Source organism: Kineococcus xinjiangensis, assembly GCF_002934625.1.
Lineage (GTDB): Bacteria > Actinomycetota > Actinomycetes > Actinomycetales > Kineococcaceae > Kineococcus_A > Kineococcus_A xinjiangensis.
Genome location: NZ_PTJD01000008.1, coordinates 146,604 through 164,072 on the forward strand (window position 1 = coordinate 146,604; position 17,469 = coordinate 164,072).

20 protein-coding genes are annotated in these 17,469 nt (G+C 73.6%); 8 read left to right on the forward strand and 12 right to left on the reverse strand.

The genetic code is table 11. The features are described from left to right. Nucleotides 1-146: 146 nt before the first annotated feature. The 4 genes from CLV92_RS22890 to CLV92_RS12590 are packed head-to-tail and all read right to left on the reverse strand — an operon-like array spanning nt 147 to nt 3,155. Nucleotides 147-2,393 carry an FtsK/SpoIIIE domain-containing protein gene (locus CLV92_RS22890; RefSeq protein ID WP_211291093.1) on the reverse strand — a complete coding sequence of 749 codons (2,247 nt, stop codon included), beginning with the start codon at nt 2,391-2,393 and terminating at the stop codon, nt 147-149. After that, complete coding sequence (locus CLV92_RS12580) at nt 2,390-2,683, reverse strand: hypothetical protein (RefSeq protein ID WP_104433164.1); 294 nt, start codon at nt 2,681-2,683, stop codon at nt 2,390-2,392. Before CLV92_RS12580 ends, CLV92_RS22890 begins: the two co-directional genes overlap by 4 nt. Continuing rightward, nucleotides 2,680-2,892, reverse strand: a complete 213-nt coding sequence (locus CLV92_RS12585; RefSeq protein ID WP_104433165.1) for a hypothetical protein — start codon at nt 2,890-2,892, stop codon at nt 2,680-2,682. The genes CLV92_RS12580 and CLV92_RS12585 overlap by 4 nt, the downstream gene beginning before the upstream one ends. Further along, entirely contained in the window at nt 2,889-3,155 is a 267-nt protein-coding gene (locus tag CLV92_RS12590) for a DUF6284 family protein (protein ID WP_211291094.1), read from the reverse strand. The genes CLV92_RS12585 and CLV92_RS12590 overlap by 4 nt, the downstream gene beginning before the upstream one ends. Nucleotides 3,156-3,315: 160 nt before the next feature. On the opposite strand from CLV92_RS12590, the gene CLV92_RS12595 reads away from it, so the two are divergent. Then, nucleotides 3,316-4,056: a helix-turn-helix domain-containing protein gene (locus tag CLV92_RS12595; RefSeq protein WP_104433166.1), complete on the forward strand. Its 741-nt coding sequence runs from the start codon at nt 3,316-3,318 to the stop codon at nt 4,054-4,056. On the opposite strand, the gene CLV92_RS12600 is transcribed toward CLV92_RS12595, so the two are convergent. From CLV92_RS12600 to CLV92_RS21450, 3 genes are all read right to left on the reverse strand, one after another. After that, nucleotides 4,041-4,784 carry an HAD family hydrolase gene (locus tag CLV92_RS12600; protein ID WP_158257227.1) on the reverse strand — a complete coding sequence of 248 codons (744 nt, stop codon included), beginning with the start codon at nt 4,782-4,784 and terminating at the stop codon, nt 4,041-4,043. The two genes, CLV92_RS12595 and CLV92_RS12600, sit on opposite strands and share 16 nt — an antisense overlap. 141 nt (nt 4,785-4,925) lie before the next feature. Continuing rightward, nucleotides 4,926-5,579 (reverse strand): hypothetical protein, encoded by a 654-nt coding sequence (locus tag CLV92_RS12605; protein ID WP_104433168.1) that lies wholly within the window; start codon nt 5,577-5,579, stop codon nt 4,926-4,928. Further along, nucleotides 5,576-5,752, reverse strand: coding sequence for a hypothetical protein (locus CLV92_RS21450; RefSeq protein WP_158257228.1), 177 nt, complete (start codon nt 5,750-5,752; stop codon nt 5,576-5,578). The genes CLV92_RS12605 and CLV92_RS21450 overlap by 4 nt, the downstream gene beginning before the upstream one ends. A 576-nt stretch (nt 5,753-6,328) precedes the next feature. Here CLV92_RS21450 and CLV92_RS12610 point away from each other — a divergent pair. Both CLV92_RS12610 and CLV92_RS12615 read left to right on the forward strand, forming a co-directional pair. Then, nucleotides 6,329-7,582: an IS110 family RNA-guided transposase gene (locus CLV92_RS12610; RefSeq protein WP_104433247.1), complete on the forward strand. Its 1,254-nt coding sequence runs from the start codon at nt 6,329-6,331 to the stop codon at nt 7,580-7,582. 70 nt (nt 7,583-7,652) lie between these two features. Beyond that, nucleotides 7,653-8,108 (forward strand): hypothetical protein, encoded by a 456-nt coding sequence (locus tag CLV92_RS12615; protein ID WP_146099513.1) that lies wholly within the window; start codon nt 7,653-7,655, stop codon nt 8,106-8,108. Between the two features lie 94 nt (nt 8,109-8,202). On the opposite strand, the gene CLV92_RS12620 is transcribed toward CLV92_RS12615, so the two are convergent. From CLV92_RS12620 to CLV92_RS12635, 5 genes are all read right to left on the reverse strand, one after another. Further along, entirely contained in the window at nt 8,203-8,781 is a 579-nt protein-coding gene (locus tag CLV92_RS12620; RefSeq protein WP_104433170.1) for a hypothetical protein, read from the reverse strand. A 2-nt stretch (nt 8,782-8,783) separates the two neighbouring features. Continuing rightward, nucleotides 8,784-8,954 (reverse strand): hypothetical protein, encoded by a 171-nt coding sequence (locus CLV92_RS21455; protein ID WP_158257229.1) that lies wholly within the window; start codon nt 8,952-8,954, stop codon nt 8,784-8,786. A gap of 181 nt (nt 8,955-9,135) precedes the next feature. After that, a complete protein-coding gene (locus CLV92_RS12625) occupies nt 9,136-9,546 on the reverse strand; it encodes a hypothetical protein (protein WP_104433171.1) in 411 nt (136 codons plus the stop codon). Beyond that, a complete protein-coding gene (locus tag CLV92_RS12630) occupies nt 9,539-10,102 on the reverse strand; it encodes a hypothetical protein (protein ID WP_146099514.1) in 564 nt (187 codons plus the stop codon). The genes CLV92_RS12625 and CLV92_RS12630 overlap by 8 nt, the downstream gene beginning before the upstream one ends. Before the next feature lie 512 nt (nt 10,103-10,614). Continuing rightward, on the reverse strand, nt 10,615-11,472 hold the full coding sequence (locus CLV92_RS12635; protein WP_104433173.1) for a metallophosphoesterase family protein: 858 nt from the start codon (nt 11,470-11,472) through the stop codon (nt 10,615-10,617). A 40-nt stretch (nt 11,473-11,512) separates the two neighbouring features. Between CLV92_RS12635 and CLV92_RS12640 the strand changes: the two genes are divergently transcribed. The 5 genes from CLV92_RS12640 to CLV92_RS12660 all read left to right on the forward strand — a co-directional run bounded on the left by CLV92_RS12640 (nt 11,513) and on the right by CLV92_RS12660 (nt 17,436). Next, nucleotides 11,513-12,802, forward strand: a complete 1,290-nt coding sequence (locus CLV92_RS12640; RefSeq protein WP_104433174.1) for a sensor histidine kinase — start codon at nt 11,513-11,515, stop codon at nt 12,800-12,802. Continuing rightward, on the forward strand, nt 12,799-13,461 hold the full coding sequence (locus tag CLV92_RS12645) for a response regulator (RefSeq protein ID WP_104433248.1): 663 nt from the start codon (nt 12,799-12,801) through the stop codon (nt 13,459-13,461). Before CLV92_RS12640 ends, CLV92_RS12645 begins: the two co-directional genes overlap by 4 nt. 143 nt (nt 13,462-13,604) lie before the next feature. After that, entirely contained in the window at nt 13,605-14,699 is a 1,095-nt protein-coding gene (locus tag CLV92_RS21460; protein ID WP_158257230.1) for a hypothetical protein, read from the forward strand. A 54-nt stretch (nt 14,700-14,753) separates the two neighbouring features. Further along, on the forward strand, nt 14,754-15,278 hold the full coding sequence (locus CLV92_RS12655) for an EAL domain-containing protein (RefSeq protein ID WP_104433175.1): 525 nt from the start codon (nt 14,754-14,756) through the stop codon (nt 15,276-15,278). Between the two features lie 154 nt (nt 15,279-15,432). Next, nucleotides 15,433-17,436 (forward strand): putative bifunctional diguanylate cyclase/phosphodiesterase, encoded by a 2,004-nt coding sequence (locus tag CLV92_RS12660; RefSeq protein WP_104433176.1) that lies wholly within the window; start codon nt 15,433-15,435, stop codon nt 17,434-17,436. Nucleotides 17,437-17,469 lie beyond the last annotated feature (33 nt).

Below are 17,469 nucleotides of genomic sequence, written 5' to 3' on the forward strand. Positions count from 1 at the left end.
GACCTGCGGTTTGATGCTTGCTGCGCCGTGGGGCGCTATCGCGCTAACGGGCAGCTCAGCGGCGGTGCTGGGGTGTTAGCGGGGTCGCTAACGCTAGCGGTGGGTGAGCCTCGTGTTAGCGGCCCGGGCCGGGGCTGGCGCCGCCGTCAGGCGCCGCACTTCTCGTCACGCTCAGTGAGAGCAGCGCGAATGTCGGTGCGGGTGATGCCGCGCCGGTTGACGACCTTGCCGCCCTCGCGCCGGCCGATCTGGACGGTGTCGATGCCGAAGGGGGCGACGGCTCCGGCGAGGTCCCCGGCGTCCCAGCCGGTGTAGACGTCCGGGCGCAGCTCGGCGAGTTTCTCCACCAGGACCTCCGACCATTCCTTCTCCGGTCCGGTGACCATCACCTCGGCGAGATCGTCCAACACGGTGGGGACGGGGACGTTGTCGTCGGTGTCGGGGTCGAAACCGGCGGCGTGGCCGGTGAGGCGTCCGGCGGCGAGGCGGGCGGTGCGGGCGCGGGCGGTGATGGCGGCGGCGGCGGGGGCGTCGAGGTAGGCGGTCTTGACGATGACCGGCTCGCTCCCGTCGCCGATGAGGTAGCCGATGCCGAGGTCGGAGCGGGTGAAGGTGGTGGCCCGGATGCCGGCCTTGTACATCGAGGTGCCCAGCACCATGTCGTTCTCGGTCTGGCCCATGACCCGCAGGCAGAACCGCAAGGTGGCGTTGGCGCTGATGCCGGTGGGCAGGGACTTGGCGTCGGGGCGCTGGGTGGCAACCAGCACGACGATGCCGACGGCGGGGCCGCGCTTGACGAGGTCGGTGACCAGGGTTTCGGCGTCCTTGCCGTGGACGGGGTGCTCGAAGAGGAACTGGCACTCGTCCAGCCCGAAGGCCACCGGGTGTAGGCCCAGCTCCTTGCGGGCGGCCAGGTCGGGGGTGACCTTGTTCTCCGGGCACTCGGTGCGGGGCAGGTTGCGGATCACGGTGTAGCGGCGGCGCATGTCGGCGACCAGGGCCCGCAGGTCGGCCATCAGGTACGCCAGGTCCTCCTCCTCATCCCCTGCCCGGTAGCGGTGCGCCACGGCCTCCAGGGCGGAGAGGTCCCCGGAGCCCTTGAGGTCGTAGACGTGCACCTCCGCCAGCGGGTCCAGGGCAGCGGCCAGCAGGAGCAGGCGCAGGGTGAAGGTCTTGCCCATCCGGGGCGTGGCGCCGATGACCATGGAGGCGTACATCAGCGTGAGCGTCGCGGGCCGCCCTCGCTGGTCGACCCCGACCGGGAACGGGGCGAACAGCGACACGCGTCCGCTCTTGGTCAGCGGCCACGTCACGGGCTTGCCGGCGGACAGGGCGCGGTCGCCGACCCAGAGGACCAGGCGCCCGGCGTGCTGCTCGGAGTCCGGCTCCGGCCACACACACCCCAGCGGGCGGCGCAGGCCGGAGGCGAGGCGGTCGCGTCGCTCGATGACGTCCCCTGCCGTCACTCCGGGGGGTAGGTCGCAGTCGGCGCGCCAGCCCGGCCCGTCGCGGTGGATCGGGGCGACGAACCGCACCCCGTCCCCGGTGCGCAGGTGCTTGTTCAGCTCCGCCACCCCCAGCGACCCCAATGCCGTGAGGATGAGCTCGGACGTGAACCTGGGCACCGAGGCCGCACTGACAGCGGAGCCGGTGATCCGCTCGTCGGGCTTGCGGCCGAAGCCGCCGAGGCCGGCGAGTGCTGCCGCCGTGGCCGCGAGGGTTGCCCAAGCCGTCGCCGTCGTCAGGGCCACGTACACCGCGACGAGCACCGCTAGCAGGGCCGCGCCCAGCAGCGCCACACGCCAGCGCACCCGGTCCCGGTGCTGCTCGCTCACCCGGTGGAAGGCGGTGGCCTCCGCTGAGCCCATCACCTGACCCAGCGCGATGGCTCGACGGACCTGCCGGCCGTTGCCGTCACTGGCCCACCAGAACAGCGCGACCACGATGCGCCATGACCCGCGCGGGGACCGCTGGGCCAGGCGCAGCCAGTACAGCGGCAGGCGCAGCAGGTGGAACAGCAGCGTGCGTCCGGCCGCGTCGAGGCGATCGCGGACCAGTCCCGTCACGGCGTCGCGGTCGAACCACCACGAGGGCACGACCTGCTTTCGCTGCCGCGTCCCCACGGCCGGGGCAGCGCGCACCGCCTCGTCGACGTCGAGGATGACGCCCTCGACCACCTCGCCGTATCCACCGGGTCCGGCATCCTCGTGCCGGTCCTCATCGAGGTGGCGGCGTGCCCGGGCGGCGCTCAGGTCCACCACCTGGCCCGCCGCCACGTCTCCATGGGTCCCGGTCCTCGTCGCCTGGTCGTCCTTGCGCAGGTCCACGGCCTCTCCCGCCTCCTCCTCGCGTGCCTGGTCGTCGCCTGCCTGCTCGTTGTGGTGCTGACTCACGCCGCACCCCCGGTGTCCATCGGACCCAGCCGCCTCGGTGCGGCGACCGGCCGCGCGCCGTGGTGCAGCTCGTTGTGGACCCCGGCCAGGAACTCCGCCTCCGCCGCGCTGTCCAGCGCCCGCCCCTCCAGGCGGCACACCAGGCACACCACCGAGGCGGGCAGCGGCCTCGCCTCGCCTACCTGTGCGGTGCAGTCCAGGCGCAGCAGCCGTGCCGTGATGCCCACTGCGCAGGTGATGCTCAGGGCTGCCAGGACGCTCGTCGGATCGATGCTCGTCATCGCGCTCACGCCCCGAAGAAGCTGGCGCCGACGCTGTCCAGCCCCGTCCGCACACCGTCGACCAGCGACTGCGACACCCCAGCCAGCGCCCCGTCCGACCCCGCGATCGTCAGACCGAGCATCACCGCCAGGACGGCGACGAAGGTCGCCCGTCCGTCCTTCCAGCAGGCAGCGACCAGCGCACCGAGCATGAAGAGTCCGAAGACGGCGAGGCTCATGCCGCCGCCTCCGCCGTCATCCCCGCACGTCGGCCGGCCCACGAGCGGGCCTCCACCGCGACGCGAACCTCGGCCCGGCGCACCCGGCGCCGCGCCAGCTCCGACACCGCCGAGCCGGCCGCCAGAGCGGCGACCTCGGCGTCCACCAACGCCAGCTCGGCCGCGATGAGGGACCACTCCGCCTCGATGGCGGTCAGCTCGGCGCGGGTCGGTCCTGCGTTGTTCCTGAGTGCGGCACGTGGCCGCCGGTGCAGCTTGCTCACATCAGCCCCTTGGCGTGTCTGCCGGGCCCCGTTGACCCGTAGATCCAGGCAAGCGGCAGGAGGGGGGACGTCCCCACCACGCATCGGGGACTTGTGGGGACGTTTGATCTCGTGCAAGTGTCCCTAGGTGACGTTCTGACGTCCCTACCGGAGGTCCTCGATGGCGAACGACCGGCTCCGCAGCACCCTGCACAGCAACGGCTACAACGCGACCAAGCTCGGTGAGGAGCTGGGCGTGGACCCGAAGACGGTCCAGCGGTGGGTCACCAAGGACAGGAGTCCGCACCGCAACACCGCCAACCGGGCCGCGAAGCTGCTCGGCGTCCCGGCGAACTGGCTGTGGCCGGATCTGGAGAAGGCCGACAGCGCCGAGACGTCAGGCGAGGTGGTCAACTTCTACGCGCACCGCTCACAGGTGCCGAAGAACTGTTGGCTGGAGCAGGTCATCGGCGCGAAGGAGCGCATCGACTTCCTCACCTACGCCAGCCTCTTCCTCGGCGAGGCCAACCCCGAGGCCATCGACATCATCAAGCACAAGGCCGCCAACGGCGTGAAGGTCCGCATCGCCCTCGGCGACCCGGACAGCCCCGAGATCGCCCGCCGCGGCGAGGAGGAGGGCCTGGGCGAGGCCATCGCCGGACGCATCCGCATGGCACTGGCCTACTACCGCCCGCTGGTGGGGGCGCCCGGCGTGGAGTTCAGCCTGCACCGCACGACGCTCTACAACTCGATCTACCGCTTCGACGACCAGATGCTGGTCAACCAGCACATCCTCGGGACCTACGGCTACGTCGCACCGATCCTGCACCTGCGCAAGATCGAGGGCAGCGACCTCTTCGACACCTACGCCAGGAGCCTCGACCTGGCGTGGTCCCAGGCGTACTCCTACGCCCCGGCCTGAGCCCTCGGCGTCGCCGGGCCCAGCTCCCGAACGGTGCGCAGGGCGTCCATGAAGGCGTCAGCGTCCTCCAGGCCGGGCAGGACGGCATGGGCGCCCGCCTCGCGCAGCTCCTCCACGGAGGAGATGCCGGTGGCCACCGCGATGACGCGGGCGCCGCCGTCGAGGCCGGCCTCGACGTCCAGTTCTGTGTCTCCCACGAGCACGGTGACGTCCTGATCCGGGGCGAAGCCGAACCGGTCGGCCGCCTTCCTCTGTGCCACGGGCACGAGGTGGGCTCGCACGGCGCTCTCCCAGCCGAAGCCACCGACGGTGAAGTCCAGCCAGCGGTCCAGGCCGAACGTGCCCAGCTTGATCCGCGCGTTCGGCTCGACGTTGCCCGTCAAGACCGCCTGGATGACGTCGGGCTCGTCCGCGACGCGGGCGAGCACCTCCTCAGCGCCGGGCATCGCGTGCCCGCGGGCAGCGAGGGCAGCCTGGTTGCGGGCGCCGGCCTCGATGAGGGCCTCCCACTGCCGCTCGGACGAGAAGGCCGCCGGGTCTTCGCCATTGGCCCTCAGCAGGTTGGTCATGATGCCGACGTCCGTGCGGCCGTCCGTGCGCGGCTGCGCCTGAGCTGGCCGGCTGGTCAGCAGCTCAAAGGCCAGGGCGTAGTTCTCCTTGCTGACCCCACCGTTCTCGATCAGCGTGTGATCGACGTCCCAGAGCAGCAGCGCAGAGCCCGTAGCCATGCGCGCATGGTCGCACCCCGGCCTCACGCGCCGAACAGTGCTCATGCCGAGGGGCAGAGCTGTCGCGGGTTCGTCCCGTGGGGTCTCCCGGGCTTGGCGATCTTACTCTCATGCCGATGAGCGAGTAGTCGGTGGGCTGGCTCACATCTCGTGCAGGCGCGGGGAGATCGTGCCCGACAGCTCCGAGTGGATGACCAGGGCAAGCTCCAACCAGTCGTGGAGGTTGACGCCTCCTGTGCTGCCGGGACCTTCCGCCGCGCTGGCGAGAGCGCGGTCCAGACGACCAACCACGTCCTCGCAGGCCGCCACGTTCCCGCTCGCCCGGGCGCGGGCCAGCGCAGCCAGCTCGGGGTACACCAGGTCCTCATGCGCTTCGCCGTCCGCAGCGGCGAGCTCACCCATCGCCACGGCCTGGTCATCGCGCCCCAGCAGGAGGAAGACACCGACCAGGATGTCCTCGGCGTCCTCGGGATCGTCCCGAAGGATCCTGTAGACCTCCAGCAGCAGCTCCCTCGCTCGGTCCTCCTCCCCGGCGAGCCGGAAGAGGTTCGCTGCGGTGAGCAAGGTGTGCGCGCTCCGACCACGCATCGTCCGCACGTAGGTCTCCGCGCTGCGGTGGAGTAGGTCTAGACCACCGCGGTCACCGGCGTAGCGCAGGAGCTTGCCGGCGCTGGCCACGGTCGACCAGCCGCCCGGGTTCAGCGCGTCCCGCCGCCTGGTCAACTGCAGTTCGGCTTCGATCAGCTCTTGCGGGACACGCAGCACCAGCATGGTCTCGCGCTTATCGAGCGTCATGGCGGGGTCACCTCCACGGTGATGACTTCCGCACGGGCCCCGCTGTTGTGGAGCTTTTCAAGTGTCTTGTCGACTTGGCTCACCTTCGCCCCCTTGGCTGCACCGACGATGATCCCGTCGAGGTCGTCGACGTTGTCGATAATGCGCTGGAGGCGGCGTGCGGCTTCAAGCACGCCCCAGGACCAGCCCCACAGAGCTTGACGAAGAATTGATGATCTTCCGCTCACTGGTCAGACTCTTCCTGCCGGCGAGTCCCTGAGGCACCGTTGCCGGTGCCGGCAGCACGGGGCTGCTGGTGCACCTGGTCCCACCGGGCCACCGCCTATCATCCGCTGACCTTCGAGGTCCGGCATGAGATCCGCGGGGTCCGGTGGCCCCAGGCCGCGAGTGACTGGCGACAGGGCTACGCGCCGTTTGAGCGCCGATCAGTGAGCGACCGGCTTCGTGGCCCGAGACCACCGGGTGCCCACCTGCTCACTGGTCAGACTCTTCCTGCCGGCGAGTCCCTGAGGCACCGTTGCCGGTGCCGGCAGCACGGGGCTGCTGGTGCACCTGGTCCCACCGGGCCACCGCCTATCATCCGCTGACCTTCGAGGTCCGGCATGAGATCCGCGGGGTCCGGTGGCCCCAGGCCGCGAGTGACTGGCGACAGGGCTACGCGCCGTTTGAGCGCCGATCAGTGAGCGACCGGCTTCGTGGCCCGAGACCACCGGGTGCCCACCTGCTGCAGCAACAGCACGGAGGACTCCATGAGTGTCGAACAGCACCACAGCGGCCGTCGAGAGGCGACAGCGACGGCGGCGAAGCTGACCGCGGGAATCGACTGGTCCAGCACCCACCACGCCATCGCACTGGTCGATGAGCACGGCGGTCAGGTCCAGCGCCTGGACGTCGAGCACACCGCCGCCGGGCTGCGCCGGCTGGTCCACTGCCTGCAGCAGGCCGCGGTCACCGGGGTCGGCATCGAACGCGGCGACGGACCGCTGGTCGACGTCCTCCTCGAGGCGGGCCTGACGGTCTTCGTCATCGCCCCCAACCAGGTCCGCAACCTGCGCCGCCGCTACGGCTCGGCGGGCAACAAGGACGACGCCTTCGACGCCTACGTGCTGGCCGACACCGTCCGCACCGACCGGCTGCGGCTGCGCCCACTGACTCCGGACTCCCCGGCGACGGTGACGTTGCGGATGAGCGTGCGGGCCCGGCAGGACTTCGTCGCCGCCCGCGTCGCGATGGCCAACCAGCTGCGGGCGCACCTGCAGCACGTTCTGCCCGGTGCCATCGGCTTGTTCAGCCACCTGGACTCCGCCGTCAGCCTGGCGTTCCTGACGCGCTTCCCCACCCAAGACAGAGCCGACTGGCTCTCCCCGCGTCGGCTGGAGAACTGGCTACGGACTCAGCGCTACTGCAACCCCCGCCGAGCCGACGTCCTGCACGCCCATCTGGTCGCGGCCGCCCGCGGGGCCACTGGCCCTGAGGCCGAGGCGCGAGCGGGCGTCACTGCGGCTTTGGTGGCTGGGCTGTCGTGCTTGCGGCAGCAGATCGCGGCACTGGATGAGGACATCGCCCAGCAGCTGGCGCGGCATCCCGACGCGGTGGTGTTCACCTCCCTGCCCAAGGCCGGCGTCGTCCGCGCGGCCCGGCTGCTGGCCGAGATGGGCGATGCCCGCGGCCGCTTCCCTACCCCGGAGTCCCTGGCCTGCCTGGCCGGCGCCACCCCTTCAACGAGGCAGTCGGGCAAGGTCAAGGTCGTCGCCTTCCGCTGGGCCGTCGACAAGCAGCTGCGCGGGGCGGTCATGGACTTCGCCGGAGACTCCCACCACGCCAACACCTGGGCCGCCGACCTCTACCAACGAGCCCGCGCCAAGAACCACAGCCACTCCCACGCCACCCGCATCCTCGCCAGAGCCTGGCTGCACGTCATCTGGCGCTGCTGGCAAGACGGCGTCGCCTACGACCCCGCCCGCCACCGCGCCCTACAGGCGCTGGAGAAATCAGCTGCGTGAGGTAGGACGCCTGCTGACGCCGATCGCGCACGATCGAGTCGTCCTCGATGGCCTGTTGGACACTGCGTCGGTGAGTGATGACGAGCCGGAAGTGACGCGCCAGCAGGTTGAGCAGTGGTGGCGAGACGTCGCTGAAGGCCGCTGCAGCCGGCTCAGCGCCTCGCGCTGGGCCCAGAGCTGGCTGGACAGGGGCCCGTCCCGCATCGAGGAACTGGGCATCCAAGGTCTGCTCCACCTGCATGCTCTGCGGCATCAGCCCGCGGCGGGACTTCCCTCCACTTCCACCTTCGGCACGCCCGACGCCGAAGCGGCAGACGCCTTTGAACACTGGCTCGCTGAGTGCCGACGCTACGACTCCGATCCCCAAGCTTGGGATCGGGCCTACTTCCGATCGATGATCACCAAATTTGCAGAGAAGCACGGCCAAGAGGCAGCAGACCGGTTCGGGCGAAAGCTCATGGCCAAGGACCTGTTCACTGAGTCGGACCTGATGGCTGCTCTGTCAGCGGCTGCGCACCGGCCATGACCAACACCTTCCCAGACGGCAGCCGTTGACACAGGGCATCTCATGCCGCGCTGAGGGCGCGATCATGAGCGACCCGAGACGACCTGCGTCGCCGTCAGGTCGGGTAGTAGCCCGTCCAGGAGGCGCCCGTCCACAGCTCGTAGGCGCCCGGCCGCGCCGGTGAGGGGTAGAGGCCGGGCGGGTCGTAGCCGGGTTGCGGGGCGGACTTCACGCGCCCGTCCTGGTGGAGGACCCAGGTGCCGCTGTAGTCCCAGGGCGGGCCGGCGTCGGTGTCGCGCACGTGGCTGCCGCCGCCGAAGTGGAACTGACCGAACACCCGCACGTGCGTGGTGTAGCCGCGCTGGAGCTCCTCGATGTTGCGCCTGCCCACGGCAAAGCCCCACCGCCACGCCAGGACGATAGGCGCCATCATCACCGGCAGCGCCCACCAGGGCAGGGTGTCACCGGATGGCCCCGGCTCGGCAATCAGGTTGATGACCACCAAAGTCAAGGGGAAGGCGATGGCGCCCTTGAGCAACGCACGCACGAACATCTGGTGCGCCGTCAGCCCCGGTAGCAGTGGTGGCGGCAGGAGCGGCACCTGCGGTGTCCGCCCCTGAGCCCGCGCCTCGGCATAGCCGGGCACCTCCCGGGGCCTGACGTAGCGCAGGCTCTGGAAGCTGCGCGCAGACACCGTCAACCCCACCCGGCGCGCAGAGGAGCACCCGTCATACGGCCCCGCAGGGCGCCGTCGAGAAGGGCACCCGCCCGGCCGCAGCCCTCGCCGCCCGCGTCGGCGACCTCGATGTCCACGATGACCACCGTGCCCTGCGGCACCGGCATCGTGGACGACGACGGCGCCGACATCAGCCGATGAGACCAGCGCACATGCCAGCCTGATGCCCTTCGGTCTCAGCGGAGGCACGAGACTGCGTCGCTCCAACATCCGCCTACGCCGCCGTGCGGGCGCGATCATGGGTGACCGGCGGACGTCCGTCTTCGCCGCGAGTGGGGTGCGGTCGTCTCCTCGCGCGGCCTGCGAGGGGTGCTACGGCACGTCGCCGGCTTGGCGGATCCACCACTCGACGTCGGCGGCGCTCTGCGGCTCGGGCATGAGGGACCCGCCGGTGAGCCAGAGCCGCGCCCGCAGTTCACCCGCCAGCTCGTACAGGCCGGTGAACACCGCCCGGGCATCACCAGTGCTGGCGGCGGTGGGGCTGAGGTAGTTCATCGAGCCGTCCATCATCCGCAGCCGCCCGTCACTGCCCCGGCACAGCAGGAAGTCGTAGGCGACGCTGCCGCGCAGCCAGCATCCCTCGTTCTCCCCCTCCCCCAGCTCCGCGCCCAGCTGCGCCAGACGCGCCCGCAGCAACGCCTCGTCCAGCACCGGCAGCGAGTCCAGCTCCTGCCCGTCCTCGTCCACCCACTGCGCGGCGAAGATCCCGAAGTGCTCAGCCACCGTCACCGTCCCCGATCAGGTTGATCTTGCTGCTGGCCCAGCGGTGCAGGATGCCCAGGTCCGGCGTCTGGCCACTGCTGATCGGCCCGATGGCCTGCTTGTAGACGACGGCGACAGGGTCGATCACCCCGAACGGGCCTTCCAGCACCGTGCGGTGCTGCTTGATGTCGCGGTACTTCGGGTCGCGCCGGTAGATGGTCCACTGCGCCTCTGGCACCGAGGCCTGCACGACGTGGGCCAGGTAGGCGGCCACCTCATCGATCAGCCGGACCTGACGCAGGGACGGCGCGGGCTCTCCGAAGAAGCCCTTGCTGTTCTCCGCGCCCGGCTGCCACCACATCGGGTACTCCGACAGTCCGTCCTCTGCGTCGGCCGCCAGCTGCTCGAAGAACCAGCCACCCAGCGGCTGCACGCTGTCCACGCCGCCATCCAGCACCGGCCCGCCCGTGCGCTCAGCCCGCCGCCGCAGCCGCTCCACCAATTCAGGCAATGCCGCCACGTACGCCTCGCGGTAAGCTTGCGCCTCGTCATAGCTCAGCAGGGAGAACGTGCGCACCTAGCGAGCCTAGGAGCGCCACCACCGGCACAGGACCGGACAGACGTGGCATCCCCCACTCGGCCCGGCCTCTACATCCACACATGACGCGAGTGGGGCGCGATCTTCGTCTCGGAAGCAGTCGATTGCGAGACCCAGTCCACGCTCGCGCGGGCGACCGGCCAGTGAGACCCGACCTGCCCTGGAGGCGGGCCTTGTGCAACAGGCTGTTGCACAAATGCCCGGGACTGCCCCGTGCTCAACGCCTGGGTGCCAGAGGCCACGGCGGCGGCAGACACCCCGTCGCAGGCCCTCGCGTCGTTCGCTCGGATCCTCCTGGGCGGCGAGGAGGTGACGCGTGCGACGAGAGTCGCGCACCTGGCACTCCTCGCGCGTTCCGCGGCCGACGAGTCCGTCGAAGAAGAGCTCCGCCGAGGCCGGGCGGAGCTGGGAGCGATCCACGACGGGGTCCTGCGTCGACCGGGTGGAGATCGCGGGCGCCCCGGGTTTCCGAGCCGCTTCCGCGGTTCGGGTCACGCGCTACCCCCCGCCGTGCCGTACTCCGCGGCGATCCGCGCGACGGTCTCCTCGTCGAGGACGAACAGCTCCTCCCCGTCGCCCGGCGCCGCGACGGTGAGGACCGTGGCGCGCACCCCGTCGGGGCCGACCTCCACCAGGCACGCGCCGCTGCCGCGGACCGCCCGCTCCAGCCCGTGCGGGACGAGGACGTCGGTGCGGTTGGCCACCCCGGGCGCGACGACGAGGGTCAGCCCGCCGGCGGTCGCCACGTACGGGTGGTGGTAGTGCCCGCTCAGCACGGCGCGGACGTCCGTGCCCGCCACGGCCGCCAGCAGCGCGTCCGGCTCCTGCAGCCGCAGGGCCTCGTGCAGCACCGTGGGGGCGGGCAGCGGCGGGTGGTGGACGACGACGACGCTGCCGCGGGGTGCCGGTGCGGCCAGCACCTCGCGCAGCCGCGCCAGCTGGGCCGGGCGCAGCTCCCCGTAGCCGCGGCCGGGCACGGAGCTGTCCAGGACGACGACGCGGAGCCCGCCGACGTCGTGCACGGCGTCCAGGGGGCCGCCGGCGTCGGCGCCGTCCAGCAGCACCCGGGCGAAGGGGCCGCGCACGTCGTGGTTGCCGACCGCCCACACCACCTGGGCGCCCCGCTGCGCGGCGAAGCCGCCCACGAGGTCGCGCGCCGTCGCGTACGACTCGGGGGAGCCGTCGTCGGAGACGTCGCCGGAGACCACGACGGCGTCCAGCGGGCCGATCCCGGCGAGGGAGGCGAGCAGGCGGCGCAGCACGGCCGTGGTGTCGACGAGCCCCTGGTGCAGGGCCCCACCGCCGAGGAGGTGGGTGTCGGACAGGTGCAGCAGGCGCGCGGCGGTCACGGGCCGATCCTGCCCCAGCCCTGTCCCTAGGATCGTCGCCGTGCAGCGACGGGCACCCAGCCTGCCGGGCCTCGACGCGTGGGTGCGCGCCCGTCCCGGGCTCGTCGACGCCCTCTTCGCGGCGGCGCTCGCCCTCGTGGCGTTCCCGTCCGCGGTGGCCCTGGTGGGCGCCGCGCCGTGGCCGCCCGCCGCCCGCGCCGCCCTGCTCGGGGTCCTGCTCGCCGGGCACGTCGCCGTCGCGTTCCGCCGCAGCCGTCCCGTCGCCGCCTTCGCCGCCTGCTGCGCGGTGATGCTGGTGCTGGTCCTCACCCCGGACGTCACGGGTCCCGTGGCGGGTGACCTCGCGGGGGTGAGCGTCCCGCCGGTGCTGCTGCCCAGCTCCGCGGTGTTCCTCGTGGTGCTCTACGCGGTCGCCGCCCACGCCGCGCCGCCGTGGCCGTCGCTGTCCCTGGCGGGTGCGCTGGCGGGGGCGGCGGCGGTGACGGCACGGCTGTGGTCGGACCCGAGCTGGATCAGCGGCCAGCCCGTCCCCGCGGGCCCGGGCTGGCGGCTGTTCGTCGTCCTGGGGCTGGTCACGGCCGTCCTCGCCCCGTGGGGCCTGGGCCGCTTCCGCGCGGTGCGCGCCGCCTACGTGCAGGCGCTGGAGGAGCGGGCCCGGCGCGCGGAGGAGGAGCAGGAGCGGCGGGCGGAGCAGGCGGTGCTGGCCGAGCGGGCCCGCATCGCCCGCGAGATGCACGACGTGGTCGCCCACTCCCTGGCGGTGATGGTGCGGCAGGCGGAGGGCGGGCGCCTGGTCGCGGCGAAGGACCCGGCGCGCGCCGTGCAGGCGCTGACCGCCGTCGCGGGGGCGGGGCGGGAGGCGCTGGCGGACATGCGCACGGCCCTGGGTGCGCTGCGCCCGGACGAGCCCGCCGCGGCCGCCCCGCAGCCGGCGGTGCAGGACGTGCCGGCCCTCGTGGAGCGGGTGCGGGGTGCGGGGCTCGACGTGGAGCTGGTGGTGGTGGGGGAGCCGGTGGAGCTGGAGCGGGCGGTGTCGCTGGCGGCGTACCGGGTGGTGCAGGAGGCGCTGACGAACGTGGTGAAGCACGCCGGGGCGGGGGCCCGGGCCCGGGTGGAGCTGCGGTGGCGGCGCGACGGGCTGCGGGTCGCGGTGCGCGACGACGGTTCGGGCGGGGCCGGTTCGGGGCGGGAGCGAGTGGACGGGCAGGGCCTGGTGGGGATGCGGGAGCGGGTGGTGCTGGCCGGCGGGGAGCTGAGCGCCGGGCCGGGCGGGGATCGCGGCGGGTTCGCCGTGGCGGCGGAGCTGCCCGCGAGGGGAGCGCGCAGGTGACGATCCGGGTGGTCCTCGTCGACGACCAGGAGCTGGTCCGCACGGGCCTGGCGATGGTGGTGGACTCCGCCGACGACATGCGCGTCGTGGGGGAGGCCGCCGACGGGGAGCGGGCGCTGGACGTGGTGGCGACCACCCCGGCGGACATCGTGCTGATGGACGTGCGGATGCCGAGGCTGGACGGGGTGGAGGCCACCCGGCGCCTGCTCGCCCGCTACCCGGACGGCCCGAGGGTGGTGCTGCTGACGACGTTCGACCTCGACGAGCACGTCTTCGCGGCGCTGAAGGCCGGTGCCAGCGGCTTCCTGCTCAAGGACGCCACCGCCGAGGACGTCCTCTCGGCCGTGCGCGCGGTCCACGCCGGGGACGCGGTGCTGGCCCCGTCGGCGACGCGGCGGCTGCTGGCGCGGGTGGCGCGGGACCTGCCCGGTCCGCGCCCGGGCCCGGACCCGCTGGAGCGGCTCACCCCGCGGGAGCGCGAGATCCTCGCGGAGGTCGCGACCGGGGAGTCCAACGCCGAGATCGCCGCCCGGCTGCACCTGTCGGAGGCCACGGTGAAGACGCACGTGGGCCGGCTGCTGGCGAAGCTCGGCCTGCGGGACCGGGTGCAGGCGGTGGTCCTGGCCTACGAGAGCGGCGTGGTCCGGCCGGGGTCCTGAGCGCGGGTGTGCGGCGCGGCGGCGGGCCGGGCGTCCTCCTGCAGGCGTACGCGCCTGCGCTCCCGGGGCGACGACCGCGCCCGCCGGCCCGAGGAGCCTCGGACCGGGTGCCGGCGCGGCGCCCGGGATGAGGGGAGAGCGCGATGAGCGTCCTGCTGGAGCAGCCGACGAGGGTGACGGCCACCCGCTGGTGGCTGGTGCTGGTGCCCGCCGCGACGTGGTCCCTGGCGTACCTGGGGCTGGGTCTCGCGTGGTCGCTGGGTGCCGGCGGCAATCCGGCGGATCCGGCGGTCGACCCGGCGGTGCGGGAGCTGTCGCTGCTGGGCCTGCTGACCCCTGCGGGTGGCGCGGCGCTGCTCGCGGGGCTGGGGGCGCTGGGGGTGCTGCTGACGGCGGCGCTGCTGCTGGGCCGGCCGGGGGGCGGGCGCGCGGGATGGGCGTACCGGGCGGCGGCGGCGCTGGCGGGTGCCCTGGGGGTGGTGCTGGTGGTGCTGCTGCCCGACTACCGGCTGCTGGCGGCGGTGGGGTACACGCCGATCGTGGGGGTGCTGAGGCTGGTCGGGGCGGCCCCGGCCGGGGTGCAGGTGTGGCCGTGGCCGGTGGTGAACATGGTGCTGCTGAGCACTGCGGGGCTGGCGTGGCAGGCGGTGGCGGTGCTGGCCGCGCGGCGGGCGGCGGGCGCCTGCCAGGTGTGCGGGCGCGACGGGGCGGCGGGGTCGTGGCGGTCGCCGGAGCGGGCCGCGCGCTGGGGGCGCTGGGCGGTGGCCGTGGCGGTGGCGGTGCCCGTGGGCTACGCGGTCACCCGCTTCGCGTGGGCGCTGGGGGTTCCGCTCGGGGTGTCGCAGGAGCTGCTGGACGAGCTCGGCAGCGGTGTCTGGGCGGGGGCGGGGCTGGCGGCGATGGCGGTGGGCGGGGCGGTGCTGACGCTGGGGCTGGTGCAGCGCTGGGGTGAGTTCTTCCCCCGGTGGATGCCGCGGGTGGGCGGACGGCGGGTGCCGGTGGCGCTGGCGGTGGTGCCGGCGCTGGCGGTGTCGGGGGTGGTGGCCTCCGCGGGGCTGATGTTCGTGCGGGTGACGGCGGCCGGGGAGTTCGCGGCGCAGTTCCCGGGGGACGGGGGCAACGTGGCGGCGTGGCTGCCGGAGCTGTTCTGGCCGCTGTGGGCGGTGGCGCTGGCGGTGGCGGCGTACGCGTACTGGCTGCGCCGGCGCACCGCCTGCCGCCGCTGCGGCCGGGGCTGAGCCTGCGTCCCCTCCCCCGGAAAGGACCCTTTCCGGGGGAGGGGTGGGGGGAGGATGCTGATCGTTGCCGAGGTCCGGGCCGGGGAGCTGATCCACGACCTGGGGCGGGCCGTCCTGCGCACCGCCCTGGACCAGGCGGCGCGGTGGCAGGCGCTGCACCCGGGCCCGGAGGTGGCGGTCGACGTCTCCCCGGCGCAGCTGCAGCGGCCGGGGTTCGCCGAGGAGGTCGCGGGGCTGCTCGCGCAGACCCGGGTGCGTGCCGGCGACCTGTGCCTGGAGGTCACCGAGGGCGTCCTGCTGGAGCCGCACGGGACCAGCAGCGCGAACCTGCGCGCCCTGCACGAGTCGGGGGTGCGGCTGGCGGTGGACGACGCGCTGATCCTGCGGGCGGTCGCCGACCTCGGCAGGGCGCGGCAGTGCCAGGTGCTGGCGGAGGGCGTGGAGACGCCGGAGCAGCGGCGGGTGCTCGCCGAGCTGGGCTACCGGCAGGCGCAGGGCTTCCTGTGGTCGCGGCCGGCGGGGGCGGCGGCGATCACGGACCTGCTGCGCTCCGCGGGGGTGACCACGGGCAGCGCCTGACCTCCGGACGGACCCTCCGGCCTGCGCTCACCGACGGGGCGGGCTGCGGCTCTCTCTGGATCCTCCGGGCGGCACGCGCGATGCTGGGACGACCTCGGTGCCGGCGCCACCGCGCCCGGGGTGCCACCGTCCTCGAGCCCAGGGGGTCCTCGTCGTGCAGGAGACCGGCAGCGGGCTGCTCCGGCGCACCCGCCCCACCGAGGGCCGGCTGCCCGACCAGCTGCTCGCCGCGGCCCTGCTGGGCACCGCCGCGATCCAGGCCGGGGTCCTCCTCAACCCCGCGAGCCTCCTGTTCCCGGTGGTGCACACCCTCACGGTCCTCGGCCTGGCGTTCCGGGTGCTGGCCGGGAGCTGGCTGCTGCTCACGGTGGGCCGCCCCCGGCGCGCGGGGACGCGGCTGGCGGTGCTGCTCGTGGACTGCCTCCTCCTGGTCGGCGGGTTCGCCCTCATCCCCGCCACCGTCACCGGCATCCTCGTCCTGCTGCTGGCCCGGTTGCCGTTCGTCTGCTCGGTCCTGCCCCGGCGACAGGTGGTGGCCGCGCTCGCGCTCATCCTGCTCGGCCCCGCGGCGGTGCTGGTCCACCGGGCGGCGACCACCGACGTCTGGCAGCTGGCCACCCTGTGGCTGTACCTGGTGGCGGCCTTCCTCATCGGGGGCAGCACCCTGCGGGTGACGCGCGCCCTGGCCGCCGCGGAGGCCCGTGCCCTGCGGCTCGCGGTCCGGGCGCAGGCGTCGGAGGCGCAGGCGCAGGCGTCGGCGGCGGCAGCGCGGGAGCAGGCGGCGCGGGCGGAGGAGCTGGCCGCCCGCCGCGAGCACGAGGCGGTGCACGACACCCTCACCGGCCTGCCCAACCGCCTGCTGTACGCGGACCGCCTCGCCACCGCCGTCTCCCACGCGCAGCGCTCCGGCGGGGACGTGGCGGTGCTGCTGCTGGACCTGGACCGCTTCAAGCTCGTCAACGACAGCCGCGGTCACGCCGCCGGCGACGAGCTGCTCGTGGCCATCGGCGACCGCCTGCGCGAGCACCTGCGCTCCAGCGACACCCTCGCCCGCCTCGGCGGGGACGAGTTCGCGGTGATCGTGCAGGACGTCCGCGACCCGGACGACGCCCTCGTGGTGGCCGCGCACCTGCACCAGGCGCTGCGCGCCCCCTTCGTCCTGCGCGACGGCGGTGCCGGGGGCGCGGAGGGGGGGCCGGGCGGTCCCGGGTCGGTGTACGTCACCGCCAGCTGCGGGGTCGCCTTCGCCCGTGGCCGCAGCGAGGACCTGGGCGTGGTGCTGCGGGAGGCCGACGCGGCGATGTACAAGGCCAAGGCGCGCGGGCGGGGGCTGGTGGAGGTGTTCGACGACAGCATGGGGGCGGTCGCCGAGCGCCGCCTGCACCTGGAGACCCAGCTGCGGCACGACCTCGAGACCGGCTCCGGTGCCCTGACGGTCGCGTTCCAGCCGGTGGTCGAGCCGGCGGGCGGCCGCATCGTCGGGGTGGAGGCGCTGGCCCGCTGGAGCTGCGCCCGCTACGGCGCGGTGGGGCCGGACGAGTTCATCGCCGTCGCCGAGGACGCCGGCCTGATCCACGACCTCGGCCGGTCCGTCCTGCGCATCGCGCTGGAGCAGTCGGTGTGGTGGCACCGGCTGCGTCCCGACCTCGAGGTCGCCGTCAACGTCTCCCCGGTCCAGCTGCACCGCGCCGACCTCGCCGACGAGGTCGGGCACCTCCTGGCCCGGGCGGGCGTGTCCCCGCAGCTGCTGTGCCTGGAGGTCACCGAGGGGGTGCTGCTGGACCCGCACGGTGCGAGCGCGGCCAACCTGCGCGCCCTGCACGAGCTCGGCGTGAAGCTGGCCGTCGACGACTTCGGGGCCGGCTACTCCTCGCTGTCCCAGCTGCGCCGCTTCCCTCTGGACGTGCTGAAGGCGGACAGGTCGTTCGTGGACGACCCGCCGATCCTGCGCGCGGTCGCCGACCTGGCCACCGCCCTCGGCGCGCAGGCGCTGGCGGAGGGGGTGGAGACGCCGGAGCAGCGCCGCCAGCTCGTGGAGCTGGGCTACGCCCGGGCGCAGGGCTACCTGTGGGCGCGCCCGCAGCCCGCCGACGCCGTCACCGAGGCGCTCCGCGCGGCGGGGGGTGCGCTGCAGCCCTCGCCGGCCGGGCACCCGTGACGCGGCGTGGAGGGGTTGTGCGGGACTGCGGCG

Bases quoted from the DNA above. Each gene is read 5' to 3' on its own strand.
- CLV92_RS12585 (WP_104433165.1), bottom strand. From the start codon at position 2,892: ATGAGCCTCGCCGTCTTCGGACTCTTCATGCTCGGTGCGCTGGTCGCT.
- CLV92_RS12595 (WP_104433166.1), top strand. From the start codon at position 3,316: ATGGCGAACGACCGGCTCCGCAGCACCCTGCACAGCAACGGCTACAAC.
- CLV92_RS12600 (WP_158257227.1), bottom strand. From the start codon at position 4,784: ATGGCTACGGGCTCTGCGCTGCTGCTCTGGGACGTCGATCACACGCTG.
- CLV92_RS12605 (WP_104433168.1), bottom strand. From the start codon at position 5,579: ATGACGCTCGATAAGCGCGAGACCATGCTGGTGCTGCGTGTCCCGCAA.
- CLV92_RS12610 (WP_104433247.1), top strand. From the start codon at position 6,329: ATGAGTGTCGAACAGCACCACAGCGGCCGTCGAGAGGCGACAGCGACG.
- CLV92_RS21455 (WP_158257229.1), bottom strand. From the start codon at position 8,954: ATGTCGGCGCCGTCGTCGTCCACGATGCCGGTGCCGCAGGGCACGGTG.
- CLV92_RS21460 (WP_158257230.1), top strand. From the start codon at position 13,605: ATGAGCGTCCTGCTGGAGCAGCCGACGAGGGTGACGGCCACCCGCTGG.
- CLV92_RS12655 (WP_104433175.1), top strand. From the start codon at position 14,754: ATGCTGATCGTTGCCGAGGTCCGGGCCGGGGAGCTGATCCACGACCTG.